Genomic DNA, 21077 nt, shown 5'->3' with positions numbered 1-21077 from the left:
TCAAGCCGCCGTCTGCCATCCGGTAACCGCCGAACCGATCAGTTGATGCCGACGCTCTCCAGCGTGGCGGGCGGCGTAGTGATGTTATCGCGCAGGCGGCGCGCGGCGTGCTCACAGCGGCCCGGCAGACCGAAGAACAGGCCGAACGACTGGCTGCGCGCCTCGGCGTCGGGATTGGCCATCAGCGGCGCCCACTGCGCCTTGACCGCGGCGACGGCCTGCTCGGCCTCGGCCTTCGAAGCCGCCGACTGGCGCGGCGCGGCCGCCGCCAAGGCGCTACGGAAATCCTGGGCTTCGAGACGGCCCAGACGCACCAACTCGACATCCTCCGGCGCACGCGACGTCAGCGTCTCGCCCAGATCGGCATGGCCCGTCACCAGGGCATCGCACCACGCCACCAGCGGATAGTCTGCACTCGGCGCGCCGCGCGGCAACGGCCGTGCATAGGCGATGGCCTCGCGCGTCTTCAACGCATCGGCGGTCTCGCCCGAGCGATTACCCGTCACGATCGGCCCATCCTGCGTTTGAGCGACAGCCGCGCCGGCAGCCAGCAGCGACAGGACCGATAGTCCGGGAACGACAAATTTCAGCATGATCTTCCTTGGAGGGGCGCGCCGCAAACAGGCGACGATCCGTAACGCTCGCCCGCCCGAATGGTTTTTCTACGGCGCCGCTTAAACGAAAAAGGCGGCGGAGCGTTGCTCCGCCGCCTCAGTCTCGTGTCGTTAACCGGCCTTAGAACTTGGCCGTCAGACCGACGTAGTAGCGGCGCCCCAGCACGTCATAGGTCGACGGGTCGGTGTTGGCCTGAACGCCCGGCGAGAAGATGTTGGGCTGCTCGTCGGTCAGGTTGTTGACGCCGGCGCGCAGGGCGACCGTGTCGCTGACGGACCACGAACCGTTTAGGTCGAAGTAGTCGATCGAAGGCAGAACCTCGGTGGTGTTGATCACCGTGACCTCGCCGACCCGACGCCAGCGTGCGCCGACGGAGAACGGACCGCTGGCCCAAGTCACCGAGCTCAAGGCTTTCCATTCAGGGAAGGTGTTGCCGAACGAGCTGTCGATCGTGCCTGTGCGATCCGTGAAGACGCCGCCTTCGACGACGTTGTCTTCATAGTTCTCAAGCCAGCTGATTACCGTGTTGAACTTCAGACGGCCCCAATCGCCACCGCCGATGTCGGCGATGTTGAAGGCCCAGTCAGCTTGGAAGTCGATGCCCGATGTCTTGATCATGCCCAGGTTGGCCTGGTTTTCGATCGCACCGACGATGTTGCCCGACAGAGAATCGCGACGGAACAGCTGGCAGTAGCTGTTGGACGCGTCAAACGTCGGGTTTTCGCCCGTCACGTTGAAGCAACCCGCCAACGAGTCAGGCGCGTCAATGGAGCCGATCGCGTCAGTGATCTCGATATTGTAGTAATCGATCGAGGCCGAGAAGCCCGAAAGCCAGGGCGAAGCGAACTGCGACTGATACACCAGACCGGCGGACCAGCTGTCCGAAGTTTCCTCGAACAGGTCGGGGTTGCCGCCTGTACGGCTTTCGACTTGGTTATTCGAGTAGGTGTATTGGTCGATTGCCTGAGACGAAATGCCTTGAGCCAGGCAGAGCGCCCGAACTGCGGCGGCATTCGAACCTTGACGGAAGCTGCTGCGGATATCGCAGGGGTCACCGCCCGTACCGGCTGCCGAAGGCGCGCCGATGTTCGGGAAGTCCGTGCTGGCGGTAGCGAACAGTTCACCGATCGAAGGCGCACGAACCGAACGGCTGTAACCACCGCGAGCGCGCAGGCCGCCGGCGACGGTCCAGTCGAGTTCAGCACGATAGGCTTGGGTGCCGCCAGCGGTGCTGTAGTCGGCGTAGCGATAGCCGAGGTTCAGATCCAGTTGCTCGATGAAGGGGAGGTCCGCAAGCAACGGCACTAGGGCTTCGATGAACAGTTCCTTCGAGTTCGTGCCGCCGCTCAACGAAGGCGTCGGGTTGAAGCCGGCGATTTCCGAACCGCCGACATTGCCGCCATCCGGAAGGCCGTTGGCACCAAGGTGAGGCGTCACAGCGTTCTGTTGTGCGAGCGAGGAATCGGCGCCGAATGCGAAGTCATCCTGGCGATACTGAGCACCAAGAGCGACGCGCACTTCACCGGCAGGCAAGTCGAACGCCTTACCTTGCAGCGAAGCTTCGATGACACGTTGTTCCGTCACGGTCGAGTTGCGAGCCGAGCGACCGATGTAGCTGTTGCACTCGGCTGACAAGGTCGTCACGCCGAACGGATCGAAGCCACCTGCGCAAAGGCTAGCGCCGCCGTCCGCCGCGTCCAGCAGGCGCTGAACCGAAGAGCGCGACACGTTTCCCGTCTGGGTGGTCGTGTTCGAAACGCGACCATACGAACCGTAGACGTCATAGGTCCAGCTGCTTTGCGGAACCTGACCACGGACGCCCGTCGTGATTTGGTAGATGTTGTACTCTTCCGTCGAGTGACGGCCGCCCAGCGAGGTGAAACGCTTGTTGAGCAGGAACGAACCGTTCGGGTTGGCGCGCGTGTTCAGCAGGCCCCGAAGATCAGCAGTGATGAACGGGTTGGTCGCGGGAACGCGGAAGCCGGTGCCACTGGCTGCCGGACTGGCGGCCAGTTCGGTGTCGGCGATATACTGAGTGAACAGCGCATTCGCGTAAACTTCAGCGTTGTCGTTGATCTTGTATCGACCGCCGCCGTAAACGTTGTAGCGCTCTAGCGGCAACTGCAAGTAGTTCAGCGGACCGGTGTTGAACGTATAGTCAGCGCCCGGAGCCGTGTATTCATTTCCAGCGCCAGCCGGATTCTTGACGTTCAGCTTGCCTGTATACGAGAACAGCGAGTTGTCGTCATTGAAGCCAAAGGCGCCAGTGTTGGACAGGGTCGCGTTGCCGAAATAGGCGCGAACTGCGGCCAGGCTGGGCAGGTTGTTACCGTCGAAGATCGTCGAACCCAGCGGCGAGGTGCCCGAAGGACCGGACACAGCCGAGAAGTCACGCGCGGCGTTGAAGATCACATCGCGGGTCGAACGGCCAAGCGACAGCACCATGTTGCCGCGGTCATCGTCGAAGTTGCCGCCGACGGTGACCGAATAGCTTTCGGTCTTGCCGTCGCTGCGATCGGTTTCGCCGTACTGGGCGTCGACCTGAACGCCCGAGAAGTTCTCGTCCAGGATGAAGTTCGCGACACCCGCCAGGGCGTCCGAACCATACGCCGCCGAGGCGCCGCCCGAGATAACTTCGATGTTCTTGATCAGGGCGGTCGGGATCAGGTTGACGTCAACCGAACCGTCCGAGTTCGACGGCACGACGCGACGGCCGTTCATCAGAACCAGCGTGCGGTTCGAGCCGAGGTTACGCAGGTTGATGTTGGCCTGGCCGCCATTGGACGGGTTGTTCGAGGTCGACGAGATCGACGGCGTGAACTGCGGCAGATCGTTGATCAAGGTGTCGATCGTGACCGAACCCGTCGCCTGGAAATCCTGGGCGGTGACGGTGACGATCGGGCTGGTCGAACGATAGTCCTGACGGGCGATGCGCGAACCCGTGACGACGATCTCGCCGACGTCGGTCGCTTGGTCGTCAGCCGACTGTGCGAACGAGGGCGTAGCGGCCATCGCCAAAACGGCGCCGCCGATGATCGTGGTTGCCAGCAGGCCGCGACGATATCTGTTGGTGTTCAAGGCTTGTTCTCCCAGAAGAGCCAAGATCGTTAGAAACGAACTGCTCAATACATTAGCCATTTGCCGACCATGCGATCGGTTGGGCGCGAGAGCATACCAACGCAGGCGCCAAGTCCAGCGAGAAGGTGGCGCTTGGACACATTGGCGACACGCCTGTCGCAAAGACGACACACCGTAGTCGCTACAGCGACATCGGACACACCTTGATTTCTAGTGATATACTGGCCGCCAACTTAACGAGACGAAGAAGATTATGACCCGCTCAGCTGTCGTAAGCGCCAAGAAAATCACCGTTCTATCGGTTGCATCGGTTATTTTTTGGTCAAGCCATGCTCTGGCGCAGCAAGATTTGTCTTCGTCGGGGAGCGACCTGGTCGGAGCCGTCACGCAATGCATGACGATTGGGGCCGATGCCGCCCGACTGGCCTGTTTCGACGCCGCCGCGGCTCGATTGTCGGCCGCCGGCGAGGTTGCGATCGTCAGCCGGCAGGATGTGCAACAGAATCAACGTCGATTGTTCGGCTTCAACGTCACGGGCTTGAACCCTTTCAGCGGGTCAGGACGATCCGAAGAATTGCAGTCCATCTCGGCGACGATGACATCAGCCCGAAACCTTGGCAGGGGCGAATGGTCCATCACGCTGGATGACGGCTCGGTATGGCGAAAGACCGACGGCGTGGATGTGCTCTTTTCGGCGAACCGGCAGTATCCGGTGACCGTGCGAAGGGCTGCGCTCGGAAGCTACATGATGAAGGTGGCGAACGATCCAGCTTTCCGAGTCCGCCGCGAGTAGGCCTCTAGCGTTGGATCATCACCCGCGCCGCATAGGGCGCGGGCTCCGGCGTGCAGGAGGCGGCGATCAGTTGCACCGCGGCGAGACACAGGATCGCCGCCGCGACGAACGGAAGCCGATTTGATACAGCGTTGGCGATCGAACGGGCCATTGTGGGCGCTTCAGGCATGATTACCGAGACGTTAACGCAAGCTCTGCGCCAAACGCGGCCGTGACGATCATCCCGTTCGTAAGGGCGTTCGACTTCGCCTATGGGCGACGCGATCAGTTGTCGCCGTTGATCCAGCGGGTGATTGCAGACAATCCGGGGCCTTTCACCTTTACCGGGACGGGAACCTATATCGTCGGCAGGCCGGACCAGGAGGCCGAGGTCGCGGTGATTGATCCGGGACCGCTGGATGAGGCGCACCTAGCGGCGCTGATGGCGGCGGTCGAGGGGCGGCGGGTCAGCCATGTGCTGGTGACGCATACGCACCGGGATCATGCGCCTTTGGCCCGGCCGTTCGCCGAGGCGACCGGAGCGCGGATTTGGGCCGCCCGGCCTCCGGTGCGGGAAACGCATGCGTCGGGTGCGCTCGATGAAGATGACGATGCCGACTTCGCGCCCGATGTGGTGCTGACGGGCGGCGAGGTCATCGAAGGCGACGGCTGGACGATCGAGGCGATATTCACGCCCGGTCACGCGTCAAATCATATGGCTTTCGCTCTGCGCGAAGAGAACGCGCTGTTCTGTGGCGACCATGTCATGGGCTGGTCGACGACGGTCGTGGCGCCGCCGGATGGGAATATGCGTCAGTATATGGCCAGCCTGGACGCGGTGATCGCGCGCGACTTCGATGTGTTGTGGCCGACGCACGGAGCGCCGGTGACGGAGGTGCGCCCGTTTCTCGAGGCCTATCGCGCGCATCGGTTGGAGCGCGAGGCGCAAGTTCTTCAGCGGCTGGCCGCGGGGGATCGCACGATCGCGGCGATGGTCCCGGTTCTGTACGCCGCCGTCGATCAGCGGCTGTGGCCGGCGGCGTCGCTGTCGGTGCTGGCCCATCTGATCAAGCTGGTCGAGGACGGCGCGGCGACCAGCGATGAGGCGCCCGGCATGTCGGCGCAGTTCCGGCTGGCTTAGCGTCCCGCCTCCAGGTTTCGGGTGATCTTCGCGGCGAGGCGGCAGGTGGCGCCGCCGTCGGGACGGCTGTTGCGAGCAGCGACGCGAATGTCTGTGCGGCCGGGGCGGATGCGAACGACCGCGTCGGTGGCGAAACCGAACCAGGCGCCGGCGTGCACGGCCTCGACCTGGAAGGTTGTGGCGCGGGTGACGACGAAGCCAGCGTTGACCAGCGCCGAGGTCGCCTGCTGGGCCAGGACCTGGGTCGGGATGGCGTCCACACCGTCACAGGTCTGCGGCGCGCCGCTGCGCGGGCCGGCGGCGCGCGGCAGGCCAGGCGGCTCGTCCAGGTTGGTGCTGACGTCACGTGGATGGGGCGTCGCATCCTGCCCCTGACGCAGCACGAAGCCGGCGACGGTCGCACCCGAGAGAGCTAGCGCCGCCAGCGCATAAAGACCCCTGCCCTTCAGGTCGCGCAGCGCCAGCACCGCCGCCGCCAGAGCCGCCGCCAGACCGACCCAGGCCAGGATGCGCGCCACGGTCCAGGTCAGCAGGTCGTAACCGATCGCCAGATCGAGCCCGCCGAACCGCGTCGCCGTGACGGCCGCCACGATCAGCACGAAGGGTGCCGCCGCAAGCGCCGTCAGCCAGGGCAGAATGGCGGGTACGGGCTTTCTGGTCGGCATTCAGGCTCCTGTTCTAACTTAGGCAGCGGTCGGCAGACGATAGTCCTTCATCCGGTCGCGCAGAAGCTTCTTGTCGATCTTGCCGGTCGCGCCCAGCGGGATGTCGTCCACGGCGACCACGTCGTCGGGCATCCACCATTTTGCGATCTTGCCGGTCAGGAAGTCCAGATGCTCCTGCTTGTCCAGCGTCTCGTCTGGCTTGAGCTTCAGGATCAACACGGGCCGTTCGTCCCATTTGGGGTGGGCCGCGCCGATGACGGCTGCGATCTCGACCTTGGGGTGGCCCACGGCGATGTTCTCGATCTCGATGGAGCTAATCCACTCGCCGCCAGACTTGATCACGTCCTTGGCGCGGTCGGTGATCTGCATGAAGCCCAGGTCGTCGACCGTGGCCACATCGCCGGTGTCGAAGAAGCCTTCTTCGTCCAGGATCGAGCCGTCTTCCTTGAAGTAGGCGCGGCTGATCGTCGGCCCCTTGACCATCAGACGACCGAAGGTGGCGCCGTCGTGAGGCAGTTCGGCGCCCGCCTCGTCCTTCAGCTTCAGCTCAACGCCCAGCGGCGGCACGCCCTGCTTCAGGCGGTACTTCATCTGCTCGTCGTACGAGAGCTTCAGGATTTCGGGCGGCAGGTTGGCGATGGTGCCGATGGGCGAGGTCTCGGTCATGCCCCAGGCATGGGTCACCTCGACGCCGAAATCGTCCTGGAAGCCGCGGATCAGGCTTTCGGGGCAAGCCGAACCGCCGATCAGCACGCGCTTCAGGGTCGAGAAGCCCAGGCCGTTCTGTTTCATGTGGGCGAACAGGCCCTGCCAGACGGTCGGCACGGCGGCCGAGAAGGTGACGCCCTCCTGTTCGATCAGCTCATAGATCGACTGACCGTCCATCTTGGCGCCCGGCATCACCAGCTTGGTGCCGGCGGCGGGACCGGCGAAAGCGATGCCCCAGGCGTTGGCGTGGAACATCGGCACGACCGGCAGGATCACCTCCTTGGGCGTGGCGCCCATCACCGTGGCCTGAAGGCCCATGAAGGTGTGCAGGAAGTTGGAGCGGTGCGAATACAGCACCCCCTTCGGATTGCCCGTGGTGCCGGAGGTGTAGCAGAGGCCGCAGGCCGTCTGTTCGTCGAAGTCGCCCCAAACCACGTCGGTCGATTGACCGGCGATCGCGTCCTCATAGGCGACGGCCTTGGGCAGCTTCGTCTGCGGCATGTGGGCGGCGTCGGTCATAATGACGACGCGCTCGACCTTTGGGATATGCGGCAGGATGGCTTCCAGCAGCGGCACGAAGGTCAGGTCGACGAAGATGATCCGGTCTTCGGCGTGATTGATGATGTAGACGAGCTGTTCGGGGAACAGACGCGGGTTCAGGGTATGGCACACCCCGCCGATGCCCATGATGCCGTACCAGGCCTCAATATGGTTGGCGGTGTTCCAGGCCAGGGTGGCGACGCGGTCGCCAGGCTGGACGCCCCAGTCCTTCAGCGCGCTGGACACGCGTTTGGCCCGCTCGTGGATCTGGGCGTAGGTCGTGCGGACGATGGGCCCCTCGACCGAGCGCGTCACCACTTCGCGCTCGCCATGCCAGTTTTTGGCGTGGTCGATGATCTTGTCGACCGTCAGCGGCCAGTCCTGCATCAAGCCCAGCATGTCGTATCCTTGTCCCTTGGATGCGTCTGCTTTGATGCGACGCTTGAGCCGACGCTAACATCGGTGATCGGCGATAAGCAACGTGACGTAGCGTCAGCCACGGCGCGGCGGATCGTCCCCCGTGGCGTCGGCCGGATCGGCCGGCTAGAAGGCGCGCCATGACCATATTGATCGCGATCACGGGGGGCTCCGGCTCCGGCAAAAGCACCTTGGCGGAGGCGTTGGTGTCGGCCCTGCCGGAAGGTTCGGCCGTGCTGGTGCGCGAGGACAGCTATTATAAGGACGCAGCCTCCCTGCACGGCTTCGACGCCGCGACCTTCGACTTCGACGATGTGTCGGCGCGCGATCACGACCTGATGATCGCAGACCTGAAGGCACTGAAGGCCGGGCGCGCGGTGACGGCGCCGGTCTATTCCTTCATCCATCACGGCCGCGAGCCGGGCGGCGAGCCGATCCCGGCGGCCGAGGTGGTGATCGTCGAGGGCACGCATGTTCTGTGCACCCCCGATCTGACCGCTCTGTTCGACATCCGGGTCTTCGTGGACACCCCCGCCGACATCCGCTTCATCCGCCGCCTGCTGCGCGACCAGGCCGAGCGGGGCCGATCGGCTGATTCGGTCGTGGCGCAATATCTGGCGACGGTGCGTCCGGGTCACGAGCGCCTGACCGAACCGTCGCGCACACACGCCGACTTCATCGTCGCCGACGCAACGGCGGCCGTCCGCCTGGAAGACCCCCAGGCCGTGGTGCGCCTGGCGGCCCCGGTCCTGGCCCATCCGTTGCTGCAGGCGCTGCTGGACGACTAGCGAAGACATCTCCGACCCGAAATTCGGCGGGGCGAAGCGCGACCGGCTCGACGGGCGGATGACCATTGAGCGCCCTGATGCGCGCCCGTTCGGCGGCCTCGGCCTGTTTCTCGACCAGGATGGCGTCCAGGCGGATGTATTCGAGTTCCAGCAGGGCGCGAAGGCGCTCGTCCTCCGCCTCTTCCTCGGGCGTCTGTCTGTAGGGCGGCGGCAGGCCGCGACCGGGTTTTGGACGACGGGGTTTGGGACGGGCCATGCGGGTCTCCGGACACGGTTTATCGGCTTCGCGGCGTTCGGCCTGCGAAGTTTGGAGGGCTGGGCGGAGCGCCGGGCCTTCGCCCGGAGTGTGAGTTTATGAGTACCGTTTCGACGAAGGGTATGACGCTCCGCGCGGGGGGTTGGCCTGCAAGCTCGGGGCGCCGAGCGGTGGCGGTCTTATCGCCTAACCCCATAAGCCTGCGACGGGTCGGCGGTCCCTGCGAGGACCGGCCCGAGTCGACCCTGCGACGCGACTGCGGACGCCGGGGCGATTCCCCGACCGATCAGCCCCGGCGCCGCGATGGGATTTCACCATCGCCCCCGTTCCCTCCGCTCCCGCCGCCGCAAGGTCGCAGGCCAGGCGAGCCCTCCATGCGACGAGACGGGGGTATTATGGGGCCGTTTGACCCCCGGGATGGGAGACGGGGGACATAAATCGGCAAGCGGTTGAAATCGCTGGGGAGGGACCAGCGGCATTGCGATGGCTGAGCATCGTCTCCTCCCCATGTCATGGGGAGGTGGCTCGAAGCGCAGCGGAGAGACGGAGGGGCTCTTCGCGCCTCGCAGGCGTATGTGGAACGTCAAGCGCCCCTCCACCGCTCAGCCTGTCCTCGGGCTCGCCTTCGGCGAGACCCGGGGGCGGTCCACCTCCCCACAAGTGGAGAGGAGACGATTCGGTCAGATCAGTCCCGCCAGCGGCGACGACGGGTCGGCATACATCCGCTTGGCCATCCGCCCGGCCAGATAGGCGTCGCGGCCGGCGATGACGGCGTGCTTCATGGCCCGGGCCATGCGGATGGGGTCCTTGGCGCCGGCGATGGCGGTGTTCATCAGGACGGCGTCGCAGCCCAGCTCCATCGCGCGGGTCGCGTCCGAGGCCGTGCCTACGCCCGCGTCGACCAGCACCGGCACCTTGGCCTGTTCGACGATGAGGCGGACGTTGACCTCGTTCTGGATGCCCAGGCCCGAGCCGATCGGAGCGGCGGCGGGCATGATGGCGGCGGCGCCGGCGTCTTCCAGCCGCTTGGCCATCACAACGTCGTCGGTGCAATAGACCATGACGTCAAAGCCGTCCTTGATCAGCAGATCCAGCGCCCGCAGCGTCTCGATCATATCGGGATAAAGGTGGGCGGTGTTGGACAGCACCTCCAGCTTGACCAGGCTCCACCCGCCGGCCTCGCGCGCCAGGCGCAGAGTGCGCACCGCATCCTCGCCCTTGAAACAGCCGGCGGTGTTGGGCAGGAAGGTGAAGCGATCGGGCTTCACATAGTCGACCAGCATCGGCTGGGTCGGATCGGACAGGTTCACACGGCGCACGGCGACAGTGACGATCTCGGCCCCAGCCGCCTCGGCGGCGGCGGCGTTCTGGGCGTAGTCGGCATACTTGCCAGTGCCCACGATCAGGCGCGAGTTGAAGGTGCGGCCGGCGACGGACCAGGTTTCGTTGGCTGTATCGGTCATGGGGCCTGACCTAGGCCTCTCCGGCTCGCGGGGGAACCCGTCGTAGCCCGATTTGATCGGATCATCCGCCGCCGACGAACTGGACCAGCTCAATACGGTCGCCTGCAGCCACCGGCGTGGCGGCGTGCAGGGACTTGGGCACGATCTCGAGATTGCGTTCGACGGCGACCTTGCGCGGGTCCAGCGACAGTTCCTCGACCAGGGCCAGGATGGTGGCGGCCTGGACCTGACGTGGCTCGCCATTGAGATGGATCTGGTGCACGCGCATTCTTCCTGACCTTCGCCTCGCCGACCGTCGCACGTCAGATAGACGGTGACGGGCCGCTTCGCCAGACTGTGCGCTCAGCCGGCCTCGAACAGGAAGGTGCCGACCGCGACGGCCAGGGCCGCGAAGGTCGCCACCACGGTTCTCAGGATCAGTTTGCCGTCCTGGCGCATCCTCGGCGCTCCCACAGGCCGTCCCGACCAGGGACGATGGCAGCCGGCGCTGCGAAATCCACGCCATCGCACGTAACGTCGGGTAAGGTTCGACGCCGCGAGCGTTTGACCCACGCCCTGCGTCCGCTAAAAGGCCCCTCTTGCGCCGCGCTGCGCCGGATCGATTCTGGAACCATGGCCGAAACGCCCGTCATTCATGTGCTGAACGGCCCCAACCTGAACCTGCTCGGGGTTCGGGAGCCGGACATCTATGGCCGCGACACCCTGGCGGACATCGAGCAGCGCTGCGTCAGGGCGGCCGGTGAAGCGCAGATCGTGTTTCGCCAGACCAACCATGAAGGGGTGCTGGTCGACTGGATCCAGGAGGCGCGCGAGGGCGCCCACGCCCTGATCCTCAATCCGGCGGCCTATGGGCATACGTCGGTGGCGCTGCACGATGCGCTGAAGACGCTGTCGATCCCGGTGATCGAGCTGCACCTGTCCAATCCGGCGGCGCGCGAGGCGTTTCGCCATCATTCCTATGTGTCCTCCGCGGCGACCGGCGTCATCGCCGGCTTCGGCGCGGCGGGCTATGAACTGGCCGTCCAGGCGGCACTCACCCAGATTCGGGAACGCGGCTGAGCCCCGTCCCGTTTATCAAAGACCACGAAAGACAAGGCGCAACTCCAATGGCCGATGACAAGAAACACGCCGAAATCGACGCCGCCCTGGTTCGCCAGCTGGCCGAGATCCTGAACGAGACCGATCTGACGGAAGTCGAGGTCGAGCGCGGCGAACTGCGCATCCGCGTGGCGCGCGAAGTCACCGTCAACGCCGCCCCGGTTCAGTACGCCGCCGCCCCCGCTCCGGTCGCCGCTGCGCCCGCCGCCGCTGCTGCGCCGGCCGCCATGCCGTCGGACCCCGCCACCATCGTCGCCCGCGCCGGCGAAGAGGTGAAGTCGCCGATGGTCGGCACCGCCTATCTGCAGGCCTCGCCGGAGGCCCCGGCCTTCGTCCAGCCCGGCGACAAGGTCAAGAAGGGCCAGACCCTGCTGATCGTCGAAGCCATGAAGACGATGAACCCGATCCAGGCTCCGCGCGACGGCGTTGTGGCCGAAATCCTGGTCGGCGACGCCCAGCCGGTCGAGTTCGGCGAACCCCTCGTCCTGCTGGAAGCCTAAGCCGTGTTCACCAAGGTCCTGATCGCCAACCGCGGCGAGATCGCGCTGCGCATCCACCGGGCGTGCAAGGAGATGGGCATCTCCACCGTCGCCGTGCACTCCGAAGCCGACCGCGGGGCCATGTGGGTGCGGCTGGCCGACGAGAGCGTCTGCATCGGCCCCGCCTCCGCCGCCAAGTCGTATCTGAACATCCCCTCGATCATCGCGGCGGCTGAGATCACCGGCGCCCAGGCGATCCACCCTGGCTATGGGTTCCTGTCCGAAAACGCCCGCTTCGCCGAGATTGTTGAGGCCCATGGCATGACCTTCATCGGCCCCAAGCCCGAGCATATCCGGGTGATGGGCGACAAGATCAGCGCCAAACAGACGGTCAAGGACGCCGGCATCCCGGTCGTCCCGGGCTCGGATGGCGAAGTCGAGACCGTCGAGGCCGCGATTGAGGCGTCCAAATCCATCGGCTTCCCCCTGATCGTCAAGGCGGCGGCGGGCGGCGGCGGACGCGGCATGAAGGTCGCCTTGACGCCTGACGATCTGGTCGAGGCGGTTCAGACCGCCCAGTCGGAAGCCAAGGCCGCCTTCGGCAACGGCGCCGTCTATATGGAGCGCTACCTCCAGAAGCCGCGCCACATCGAGATCCAGGTCATCGCCGACAGCCACGGCAATGTCGTCCACCTGGGCGAACGCGACTGCTCGCTGCAACGCCGTCACCAGAAGGTGCTGGAAGAGGCCCCCTCGCCCGCCCTGTCGGCCGAGGGTCGCAAGCAGATCGGCGAGACGGTCAACAAGGCCATCGCCGCCATCGGCTATCTGGGCGTCGGCACCATCGAGTTCCTGTGGGAGGACGGCGAGTTCTTCTTCATTGAGATGAACACCCGCCTGCAGGTCGAACACCCGGTCACCGAAATGATCACGGGCGTGGATCTGGTTCGCGAACAGGTGCGCATCGCCGCCGGTCTGCCGCTGTCGTTCACCCAAGACGACATCGAGTTCAAAGGCCACGCCATCGAGGTGCGGATCAACGCCGAGAACCCGGAGACCTTCACGCCGTCGCCGGGCAAGATCACCGACTTCCACGCACCGGGCGGCCTGGGTGTGCGCTTGGATAGCGCCATCTACGCCGGCTATTCGATCCCGCCCTATTACGACAGCCTGATCGGCAAGCTGATCGTCCACGGTCGCGACCGCGAAGAGGCCATCGCCCGCCTGAAGCGTTCGCTGAACGAGGTCGTCATCGGCGGCGTCGACACGACCATCCCCCTGTTCCAGAAGCTGCTGGCCGAGCCTGACATCCTGTCGGGCGACTACGACATCCACTGGCTGGAGAAATGGGCGGCCCGTCAGAAGGGCGACGCCTGACCGACCCCGATTTCAGCGCCAGCGGGCCTTTCGGCGGTTTCGGCCCCGAGGACCTGCTGGCCTGTTACGCTCGGGGCGTGTTTCCGATGGCCGAGGCGCGTGATGATCCGCGCGTCTTCATCATCGAGCCGGAACAGCGGGGCGTCATTCCGCTGGACGCCTTCCACATTCCCAGCCGCCTGCGTCGCACCGTGCGGAGCGAACCGTTCGAGGTGCGGGTCGACACGGCCTTCGAAGCGGTGCTGGACGGCTGTGCGGCGGCGCAGGGGCCGGATCGCGAGGATACATGGATCAACGGCCCGATCCGGCGGCTGTATGCGGCCCTGTTCGCCATGGGGTTCGTCCACTCCATCGAATGCTGGCGGGACGAGCGGCTGGTCGGCGGGCTTTATGGCGTGTCGCTGGGCGGGGCCTTCTTCGGCGAGAGCATGTTCAGCCGCGAGCGGGACGCCTCCAAGGTCGCTTTGGTGCATCTGGTCGCGCGCCTGCGAAAGGGCGGCTGGACCCTGCTGGACGCCCAGTTTCTGACCGACCATCTCAGCCAGTTCGGTGCGGTTGAAACGCCGCAAGCGACATATATTGAGCGACTTCAGCCCGCGCTGTCGGTCAGACCCGACCAAGGGGCGTTGTGCGCGCCCCTGACCGGCGCAGAAGCCGTCGCCTTAGCCATCGCCTAGTCTGTCCGGACACGATTTGGGGCCTGTCCCGACAGCTTAGGATTGGCGTCTTCGCCCGGCCCGGCGGTCAATGGCGGCATGACACAGACCCCGCCAAAAGCCCCGCCCCGCCCGTCCCTTCTTCGCGAGGTGCGAGAGATCGCCCTGACGCTGATCTTCGCCATCATCCTGGCGCTCGCGATCCGCATCGTCCTGTTTCAACCCTTCACCATCCCCTCGTCGTCGATGGAGCCGGGGCTGGTGACCGGCGACTATATCGTCGTGTCGAAATATCCCTATGGCTGGAGCACGGCGTCTCTGCCGTTCAATCCGGCGATGTCGCCGGGACGGCTGTTCGGGCGCGAGCCGAGACGCGGCGACGTCGTGGTGTTTCGCCTGCCGCGCGATCCCAGCGAGGCCTGGATCAAGCGCGTCGTCGGCCTGCCGGGCGACACGGTTCAGGTGCGGGGCGGCGTAGTGCTCGTCAATGGCGACCCGGTGCGCCAGACCCGGCTGGATGTCGTCGCCGATCACGATGCGCCGCAGCGACGGGTCCAGCAGGTGCGCGAGACCTTAGCCGACGGACGATCCTACGTCACCTACGACGGCGGATCGGGCCTGCCGGGCGACGACACGCCTGCGCGCCGGGTGCCGGCGGGCTGCTATCTGATGATGGGCGACAATCGCGACAACTCGCTGGACAGCCGCTGGCCGCCCGAGATCGGCGTCGGCCTGCTGCCGGCCGAAAACATCATCGGCCGGGCCGAGGTGGTGCTGGCTTCCTGGAAGCCGGGCGCCGGCCTGTTCAAGCCCTGGACGTGGCTGAACCTTCAGTGGGACCGGTTCCTGGTCCGCATCCGCTAGCGTGCGCGGTATTCGTCGAAGCTGACGACGCCGTCGTGATTGCGGTCCAGCCGGTCGAAATCGGCGCGGGTGGGCGACGACTGGGCCAGGGAGGGCGCGGCGACGGCGCCCAGCGCCAGGCCCGCGACGGCAGCGGCCAGCAGGGGCCGCCAGCTCAGGCGGGGTTGAGGACGCGCGGATGACGTCGCGTTCAACTCGGCGTCTATGAAGCGGCGAATGGCGTCGCTGGCCGTCCGGCCCTCGTCACGGCACCGGGCCATGAAGGCGGTTTTGGTCGCGTGGGGCAGTCGGATTTCGACCGTTTCGGTCTTCTTGGGCGGCTTGTTGCGATCCATGGCGCGCCTCCTCGCGGCGTCAAAGCTCAGTTCTTACAGCCGACGACCCAGGCGTCGTAATAAGGGTTCTGGACCCCGCTGACGGCAGGCGACGAGGCGAACATCCAGCCGCGGAAGATCTGGCGGCCTTCCTGCCGGCCGCGCGCCTGAAGCGAGACGTCCATATAGGCGATGGCGTCTTCGGTCAGTTCGTCGGGCGTCGTCACCTCGCAGGCGCGGGCCGCGAAGATCAGATTCTGGTTGAAGCGCACGGGGCGACCGCCGACCTCGACCTCGAACTTCATCGTCTCGGCGGTGACCTTGTCGATGGCCTGGATGATCGCGAATTTGCGACGCTGGCGCCGCGCGGGCGTGGCGGGCTGATCGATGGCCTTGGTGGCGACGGGCTTCTCAGCCGCGACCTCCTCCTCGGCCTTTTCCTCGACGGCGGCGTCCTCGGCGATGACGACGTTTGGCGGCGGGGCCACGGCGACCGGAGAACGCGGAGCCGGCGCGCCCGCAGGCGGCGTCTCGGTCGGGACCGAGGGTTGGGCCGGGGTGGTGCGCAGAATGTCGCCGATTGGGTCCTGGACCGGACGCGCATCGCGCGGCGCGTCCTGAAGCACGCTGGCGGTCACCGCGCCGGCGCTCAGCACAGCCGCGACGGACGCCGCGCCCAACAGGATGCGGCGGATTTTCACTCGGGCGTCCAGGCCTGATAGTCGCCGGTCGCGGCCGGGCGCTTGGCGTCGCCCGCCAGCGAGCCGGGCGGACGCCAGGCCAAAGGCGTGCCGGTCAGATTGGGCAGATGCTCTTTCTCCCAGGCACGACGCGGCAGCGGCTGCTCGGTCGGCGGCAGGTCAAAGGTGTAGTGCAGCCAGCCGTGCCAGTCGGGCGTCACCTTGGACGCCTCGGCATAGCCGTCATAGATGACCCAGCGACGCTTGCGGCCGTCGTAGCTGACGTTGTCGCGGCTCTCGTAATAACGATTGCCGTTCTCGTCCTGGCCGACGAAGCGACCGCGCTTGGCGATGGTGAACCGGGTGCCGATCGTGGCGCCCTCCCACCAGCCGAAAATCTTGCTCAACACGTCGTGGAATCCAACCGTAAGGGGTCGCCGGAAAGGGAGGCGGCGTCTGGTGCGGATCATAGAAACCCGCGCCTTCTTCGTCCAGCGTTCAAGCGCCTCGTAATGAATCGATATCTTGTGGGCAAACCCGCCCTGCGACACCAGATGTATTGGCTAAGCCGCGTGCGCATCCTAGGCTTCCCCGAACCTTTCGGAGAGACGCCACCATGCGCTTTCAATCCGGCTTCGCCGCTCGCGCCGAACGAGTCGCGATGGAGACCCGCGCCATCGAGCGCCCCTCTGGCGTGCAACAGGTCCTGGCCCCTGCCGGCTGGTCCGACGTCCGGATCGAGGCCTGGCTGGATTGGGTCGAGGCGGAAGGGTTCGCAACGCCCCTGTCCGGCGACTGGCTGAACGGCGGCGTCGATGCCTGGGCCGAGCGGCTGGCGGCGACGGGCGTGGCCGAGGGCGTGTTCGACCGGGCCGAGGCCGCCGCTTTCGTCGGCGAGCTGTCGGGCGCCTTCAGGCTGGGCCTGGCGGCGCCGGCGGCGTCTGGTCCAGCGGCTGTCGGCGTCGTCGATCTGAACGACCCCGGCGTGGCGGCGCGGTTGAAGGCGCACGCCGGGCGGCGGGCGGCCGCGCGTCTGGGCGCCCAGGCGGCCGACGCCTTGGCCGAGGCGTTGGCGGGCGTGGCCGATGCGGTGGATCGCTGCGAAGGTCCGCGCGGCGACTGCGGCGATCCTTCGCGCAATCCGGCCCTGGGCCGTGCGGCGGCCTTGGCGCGGCGGTGCGGCGCCAGCGACGCCGATATCCTGAGAGCCATCGACGGTGAACGACCCGCAATGGCCTTGGAGCCGATAGTCGAAGGCGCGCCTCTGGTCGCCCTGGCGGACCGGACCCAGATCGCGGCGGGCGCGCCCGAAGCCTTGCTGGCGGCCGAGGCGGCGCTGGACGGCGGTCTGATCGTCGCCTTCGACCCGCGCGATGCGGAGACCGCGACTGCGCAGACCACGCGGGCTTTGATCGACCTAGGCGCCGTCTTGGCGCTCGACGGAGACATGGCGACCGATCTGGCGGATCTGACCCGCCTGCTGATGGTGGCGCTGGACCTTCAGTCCGCCCGGCCCGGTCCCATCGCGCTGGGACTGGACGGCCTGCTGGAGGCCCTCGCGGCTGACGACGACCGCACGTCTCAGGCGCGGACGTTCGCGGAACTGGTCGCGGCGACGGCGGCGATGACCTCGGCCGAACTGGCGAGCCTGCGAGGCCCCTGCCCCGACTGGGAAGACCCGGAGACGCCGCGTCGCCATTCGGCCATCGGCCTGTTCGTCGAGGATGCGGAGGCCCGTCTGCGGCTGGGGCTGGGCCGCGTCGCGGCGATCGACGTGTTCCAGACGGCCGATGGCGAGATCGGTCGCCGGCTGCACCCCGCGCTTGCCAAGGCCATCGCGGCGGCGGGCGGCGATGTCGAGGCGGCGGAACGGTGGACGTTCGGTCGCCGCACCCTGGTCGAGGCGCCGGGCATCGACCACACAGCCTTGCGCGCGCTGGGCTTCACCGACATCGAACTGGCCGCCATCGAGACCGCCCTGGGCTGGGCCGAGGATTTCGACACGGTCTTCGCCGCCCCCGTCCTGGACCCCGGCTTCATCCGCGACGTCTTGGGCGTCGATGACGGCGATGGTCTGCTGCTGACCCTGCTGGGCGTGTCCGAAGAGGCGGAGACGGCGGCGACGCGCTGGGTCTTCGGTCATGGCGATCTGAGCGACTGGCCCGAGGCGCCGGCGTCCGTCGCCGCCCTGCTGGCCGATCCGGCGGCGGCGGCGGCCGACCTGCGGCGCGCCGTCGAATCGTTCAGCGACATGCCGGACCTCGCGATCGAACTGATGGACTGGCGCACGACCTCCACCCAGGCCGCGCGACTGCTGAGCCAGGGCGCCTTGGACGGTCGTCGCGCCCTTCGTCTGTCGCGCGCCGCGCCGCCCGTCGGCCCGCTGCTGTCCCTGCCGTCGCTCGACACCGCCCGCCCCGAGCTTGGCCGCCCCGAGCCTGCCCGCGAAGCGCCTCGCCCGGCTCCGACGGAACGGGTCGTCGAACGCGTCGTCGAGCGCGAACGCGCGCGCCGGAAGCTGCCCGACCGCCGCAAGGGCTATATCCAGAAGGCCGCCGTCGGCGGCCATAAGGTCTATATCCACACCGGCGAGTATGAAGACGGCGAGCTGGGGGAGATTTTCATCGACATGCACAAGGAAGGCGCCGCCTTCCGCAGCCTGATGAACAACTTCGCCATCGCCATCTCCATCGGCCTGCAATACGGCGTGCCGCTGGACGAGTTCGTGGACGCCTTCGTCTTCACCCGGTTCGAGCCGGCCGGCCGCGTCACCGGCAACGACTCCATCAAGTCGGCGACCTCGATCCTGGACTACATCTTCCGCGAACTGGGCGTGTCGTATCTGGACCGCGCCGAACTGGCCAACGCAGGAACGGACGACCTGAACGCAGACGGGCAGAATTTAGGGAATTGGGGCGACGGAAAGCCCGACGCCGACGCGGCCGTGCCCGCCGCCCGCTTCATCTCCAAAGGGTTCGCGCGGGGATCGGCGCCCGACAATCTGGTCGTGCTGCCCTTCGGCAAGAAGGGCGAGCCCGGACCGCGCCCGATGATCGACAGTGTCGCCAATACCGAAGCCGTGGCCTGCCCCGCCTGCGGCGATTTCAGCCTGCAGCAGCGCGGCGCCGCCTGGGTCTGCGACACCTGCGGGGCGGCGCCGGCGCTGAAGGGCGGCGATCAGGGCTAGGTTAAGGGTTATGGCCTAGGGTTTGCTGACAGACGATCAAACGTCGGAGCCCGGTCCATGAAACGCACACTTTCCCTCGGCCTGATCGCCGCCCTGCTGGCCGTCGCCGCGCCTGCGTTGGCCCAGAACGCGGGCCAGATCGCCAGCGTGCGACGCGGCGCCTCCTGCGCCGGTTGCAATCTTTTTCAAGGCGACTTTTCGGGGCTGGAGGCGCGCGGCCTGAATCTGGCCGGCTCACGCCTGCGCCAGGCGGACCTCAGCCTCAGCGTCATGAACCGCACGCGCTTTTCCAACACCGACATGCGCGACGTCGAGGCCTATGGCGGCGTCTTCTCAGGCTCCAACTTCTCGCGCGCCAACCTGACCAACGCCAGTTTCGTCGGCGCCTATCTGGAGGGCGCAAGCTTCGCCGGCGCGACCCTGTCGGGGACCAATCTGTCGGGCGCCCAGCTGGCGCGGGCCACCGGCCTCACGCAAAACCAGCTGAACCAGGCCTGCGGCGACGGTTCCACCGTCCTGCCGCGTGGCCTTCGCATTCCGGCCTGCTGAGCGGCGCCGACCTTGCCTCGATTTCATGAAGTTACCTCGATTTAAGTAGGTGCGACGGGGCTTTCGAGGCATTCAGGCTGCGTGAAACAAATCGCTGAACATATCCGGGTCCGCCCCACATTGGCTCTGCTGACGCTGGGACTGGCGCTCGCCGCCTCGCCCGCCTTCGCCGGGGTCGAGATGTCGATGCAGGACCGCGACGTGGCCCGTTCGGTGTCGCTGGGCGGATCGTGCAACCGCTGCGAACTGTCCGGCCGCAATCTGTCGGGCGCCACCTTCACCGGCGCCAGCTTCATGAACGCCACCCTTGTCGGCGCCAATCTGCGCGGCGCCGAGATGATGGGCTCCAACTTCACCGGCAGCGATTTCAGCCGCGCCAACATGGGCGGGGTCGAGATGGTCGGCGCCAACTTCACCTCCGCCAACTTCACCGGGGCGCAAATCAACGGCGCCGAGGCGCAAGGATCGTCCTTCGTTCGCGCCAACCTGACCCGCGCCAACCTTTCGGGCAGCGAGATGCACGGGGTCAACTTCACCGGCGCGACCCTGGCCGGAACCAACTTTTCCAACTCCGAACTGTTCGGCGCCACCCTGGCCAATGTCCGGGCGTCCGGCGCCAACTTCGCCAGCGCCGAGGTCACGGCCTCGAACCTTTCGGGCGGCGATTTCTCCAGCGCGGACTTTTCGAACGCCAGCCTGGATGGGGCGCGGTTGACCGGCGGCAGCTTCTCGCGCGCCGACTTCTCCAACGCCTCGCTGCGTCGGACCGACATTCGCGGCGCCGACCTGTCGGGCGCGCGCGGCCTGACGCAGGACCAGATCAGTGAAGCCTGCGGCGACGGCTCGACCCGCCTGCCCGGCCGCCTGACGCCCCAGGCCTGCCGCAGCAGCTCCATCCGCATCATCCGCACCCCGCCCACGCCGCCGGTCCCGCCCCGCGTGCGCAACTTCGTCAACGCCGAAAACTAGGCCGTCCGCCTCGCGCGGACCGGCCCCTATCTCCAGGCCTGAGCCGCGCCCCGGAGGCGGGAGGCCTTGGGCTGCGGCGCCCCCCGATACAACTCACCCTCCAACGGCCGCGTCTGGAGAAGCCTGAAAATAGCCCGCACAGCAAAACGGCCCCCGGATGGCTCCGGGGGCCGTTCTGTTACGCTACTCAGTCTTTCGGCCTATGCGCGCCTCGCGGAGGCGCGCGACTTGAGGCCGGTCTTCTTACTCGACGATCTTGGCGACGACGCCGGCGCCGACGGTGCGGCCGCCTTCACGGATGGCGAAGCGCAGGCCTTGGTCCATGGCGATCGGGGTGATCAGCTCGACGTTCAGCTCGGCGTTGTCGCCCGGCATGATCATCTCGACGCCTTCCTTCAGGTGAACGATGCCGGTCACGTCCGTCGTGCGGAAGTAGAACTGCGGGCGATAGTTCGTGAAGA

General features: G+C 66.6%; 22 protein-coding genes and 1 pseudogene. 12 read left to right on the top strand and 11 right to left on the bottom strand.

Annotated features, from left to right (window positions below):
- Positions 1 to 38: 38 nt before the first annotated feature.
- Positions 39 to 593: a hypothetical protein gene (locus ASF81_RS10835; RefSeq protein WP_055808523.1), complete on the bottom strand. Its 555-nt coding sequence runs from the start codon at positions 591 to 593 to the stop codon at positions 39 to 41.
- Between the two features lie 142 nt (positions 594 to 735).
- Positions 736 to 3693, bottom strand: coding sequence for a TonB-dependent receptor domain-containing protein (locus ASF81_RS10830; RefSeq protein ID WP_055808522.1), 2958 nt, complete (start codon positions 3691 to 3693; stop codon positions 736 to 738).
- A gap of 253 nt (positions 3694 to 3946) precedes the next feature.
- Here ASF81_RS10830 and ASF81_RS10825 point away from each other — a divergent pair, with 253 nt between their 5' ends.
- Positions 3947 to 4486 (top strand): hypothetical protein, encoded by a 540-nt coding sequence (locus ASF81_RS10825; RefSeq protein WP_156363230.1) that lies wholly within the window; start codon positions 3947 to 3949, stop codon positions 4484 to 4486.
- Between the two features lie 4 nt (positions 4487 to 4490).
- Here ASF81_RS10825 and ASF81_RS15280 read toward each other — a convergent pair whose 3' ends face one another.
- Positions 4491 to 4637 (bottom strand): hypothetical protein, encoded by a 147-nt coding sequence (locus ASF81_RS15280; RefSeq protein WP_165116191.1) that lies wholly within the window; start codon positions 4635 to 4637, stop codon positions 4491 to 4493.
- A gap of 66 nt (positions 4638 to 4703) precedes the next feature.
- Here ASF81_RS15280 and ASF81_RS10820 point away from each other — a divergent pair, with 66 nt between their 5' ends.
- Positions 4704 to 5606 carry an MBL fold metallo-hydrolase gene (locus ASF81_RS10820; RefSeq protein ID WP_055808726.1) on the top strand — a complete coding sequence of 301 codons (903 nt, stop codon included), beginning with the start codon at positions 4704 to 4706 and terminating at the stop codon, positions 5604 to 5606.
- Here the strand turns inward: ASF81_RS10820 and ASF81_RS10815 are convergent.
- Entirely contained in the window at positions 5603 to 6271 is a 669-nt protein-coding gene (locus ASF81_RS10815) for a DUF1499 domain-containing protein (protein WP_055808520.1), read from the bottom strand. The two genes, ASF81_RS10820 and ASF81_RS10815, sit on opposite strands and share 4 nt — an antisense overlap.
- An 18-nt stretch (positions 6272 to 6289) precedes the next feature.
- Positions 6290 to 7918 carry a long-chain-fatty-acid--CoA ligase gene (locus ASF81_RS10810; protein WP_055808519.1) on the bottom strand — a complete coding sequence of 543 codons (1629 nt, stop codon included), beginning with the start codon at positions 7916 to 7918 and terminating at the stop codon, positions 6290 to 6292.
- Positions 7919 to 8076: 158 nt separating this feature from the next.
- Between ASF81_RS10810 and udk the strand changes: the two genes are divergently transcribed.
- Together udk and ASF81_RS10800 are read left to right on the top strand one after the other, a co-directional pair.
- A complete protein-coding gene (gene udk / locus ASF81_RS10805; RefSeq protein ID WP_055808518.1) occupies positions 8077 to 8724 on the top strand; it encodes a uridine kinase in 648 nt (215 codons plus the stop codon).
- A gap of 58 nt (positions 8725 to 8782) precedes the next feature.
- Positions 8783 to 9082 (top strand): hypothetical protein, encoded by a 300-nt coding sequence (locus tag ASF81_RS10800; RefSeq protein ID WP_055808517.1) that lies wholly within the window; start codon positions 8783 to 8785, stop codon positions 9080 to 9082.
- 578 nt (positions 9083 to 9660) lie between these two features.
- Here the strand turns inward: ASF81_RS10800 and ASF81_RS10795 are convergent.
- Together ASF81_RS10795 and thiS are read right to left on the bottom strand one after the other, a co-directional pair.
- A complete protein-coding gene (locus ASF81_RS10795) occupies positions 9661 to 10443 on the bottom strand; it encodes a HisA/HisF-related TIM barrel protein (protein WP_055808516.1) in 783 nt (260 codons plus the stop codon).
- 61 nt (positions 10444 to 10504) lie between these two features.
- Positions 10505 to 10711, bottom strand: coding sequence for a sulfur carrier protein ThiS (thiS, locus tag ASF81_RS10790; RefSeq protein WP_055755162.1), 207 nt, complete (start codon positions 10709 to 10711; stop codon positions 10505 to 10507).
- A 344-nt stretch (positions 10712 to 11055) separates the two neighbouring features.
- Here thiS and aroQ point away from each other — a divergent pair, with 344 nt between their 5' ends.
- The 5 genes from aroQ to lepB all read left to right on the top strand — a co-directional run bounded on the left by aroQ (position 11056) and on the right by lepB (position 14917).
- A complete protein-coding gene (gene aroQ, locus ASF81_RS10785; protein WP_055808515.1) occupies positions 11056 to 11502 on the top strand; it encodes a type II 3-dehydroquinate dehydratase in 447 nt (148 codons plus the stop codon).
- A gap of 47 nt (positions 11503 to 11549) precedes the next feature.
- On the top strand, positions 11550 to 12041 hold the full coding sequence (gene accB, locus ASF81_RS10780; protein ID WP_055808514.1) for an acetyl-CoA carboxylase biotin carboxyl carrier protein: 492 nt from the start codon (positions 11550 to 11552) through the stop codon (positions 12039 to 12041).
- A 3-nt stretch (positions 12042 to 12044) separates the two neighbouring features.
- On the top strand, positions 12045 to 13397 hold the full coding sequence (accC, locus tag ASF81_RS10775) for an acetyl-CoA carboxylase biotin carboxylase subunit (RefSeq protein ID WP_055808513.1): 1353 nt from the start codon (positions 12045 to 12047) through the stop codon (positions 13395 to 13397).
- Positions 13367 to 14074 carry a leucyl/phenylalanyl-tRNA--protein transferase gene (aat, locus tag ASF81_RS10770; RefSeq protein WP_082503542.1) on the top strand — a complete coding sequence of 236 codons (708 nt, stop codon included), beginning with the start codon at positions 13367 to 13369 and terminating at the stop codon, positions 14072 to 14074. The genes accC and aat overlap by 31 nt, the downstream gene beginning before the upstream one ends.
- Positions 14075 to 14152: 78 nt before the next feature.
- Positions 14153 to 14917: a signal peptidase I gene (gene lepB / locus ASF81_RS10765; RefSeq protein WP_055808512.1), complete on the top strand. Its 765-nt coding sequence runs from the start codon at positions 14153 to 14155 to the stop codon at positions 14915 to 14917.
- Here the strand turns inward: lepB and ASF81_RS10760 are convergent.
- From ASF81_RS10760 to ASF81_RS10750, 3 genes are read right to left on the bottom strand one after another with little or no spacing between them, the layout of a single operon-like run.
- Positions 14914 to 15252, bottom strand: a complete 339-nt coding sequence (locus ASF81_RS10760; RefSeq protein WP_055808511.1) for an EF-hand domain-containing protein — start codon at positions 15250 to 15252, stop codon at positions 14914 to 14916. The two genes, lepB and ASF81_RS10760, sit on opposite strands and share 4 nt — an antisense overlap.
- 26 nt (positions 15253 to 15278) lie before the next feature.
- Positions 15279 to 15932, bottom strand: a complete 654-nt coding sequence (locus ASF81_RS10755; RefSeq protein ID WP_055808510.1) for a DUF2155 domain-containing protein — start codon at positions 15930 to 15932, stop codon at positions 15279 to 15281.
- Positions 15929 to 16321, bottom strand: coding sequence for an NADH:ubiquinone oxidoreductase subunit NDUFA12 (locus ASF81_RS10750; protein ID WP_026108621.1), 393 nt, complete (start codon positions 16319 to 16321; stop codon positions 15929 to 15931). Before ASF81_RS10750 ends, ASF81_RS10755 begins: the two co-directional genes overlap by 4 nt.
- Positions 16322 to 16527: 206 nt before the next feature.
- On the opposite strand from ASF81_RS10750, the gene ASF81_RS10745 reads away from it, so the two are divergent.
- The 3 genes from ASF81_RS10745 (at position 16528) to ASF81_RS10735 (ending at position 20616) form a co-directional block, all read left to right on the top strand.
- Complete coding sequence (locus ASF81_RS10745) at positions 16528 to 19098, top strand: hypothetical protein (protein ID WP_055808509.1); 2571 nt, start codon at positions 16528 to 16530, stop codon at positions 19096 to 19098.
- Between the two features lie 57 nt (positions 19099 to 19155).
- The gene (locus ASF81_RS10740) at positions 19156 to 19647 is read left to right on the top strand and encodes a pentapeptide repeat-containing protein (protein ID WP_055808508.1); all 492 of its coding nucleotides are present in this window, start codon (positions 19156 to 19158) and stop codon (positions 19645 to 19647) included.
- A gap of 81 nt (positions 19648 to 19728) precedes the next feature.
- Positions 19729 to 20616 (top strand): pentapeptide repeat-containing protein, encoded by an 888-nt coding sequence (locus ASF81_RS10735; RefSeq protein WP_055808507.1) that lies wholly within the window; start codon positions 19729 to 19731, stop codon positions 20614 to 20616.
- 243 nt (positions 20617 to 20859) lie between these two features.
- Here the strand turns inward: ASF81_RS10735 and tuf are convergent.
- Positions 20860 to 21077, bottom strand: a pseudogene (tuf, locus tag ASF81_RS10730) (elongation factor Tu); the annotation flags it as partial.

The organism is Brevundimonas sp. Leaf168 (assembly GCF_001423685.1).
GTDB lineage: Bacteria > Pseudomonadota > Alphaproteobacteria > Caulobacterales > Caulobacteraceae > Brevundimonas > Brevundimonas vesicularis_C.
This window is presented reverse-complemented; position numbering and strand designations above follow the sequence as displayed.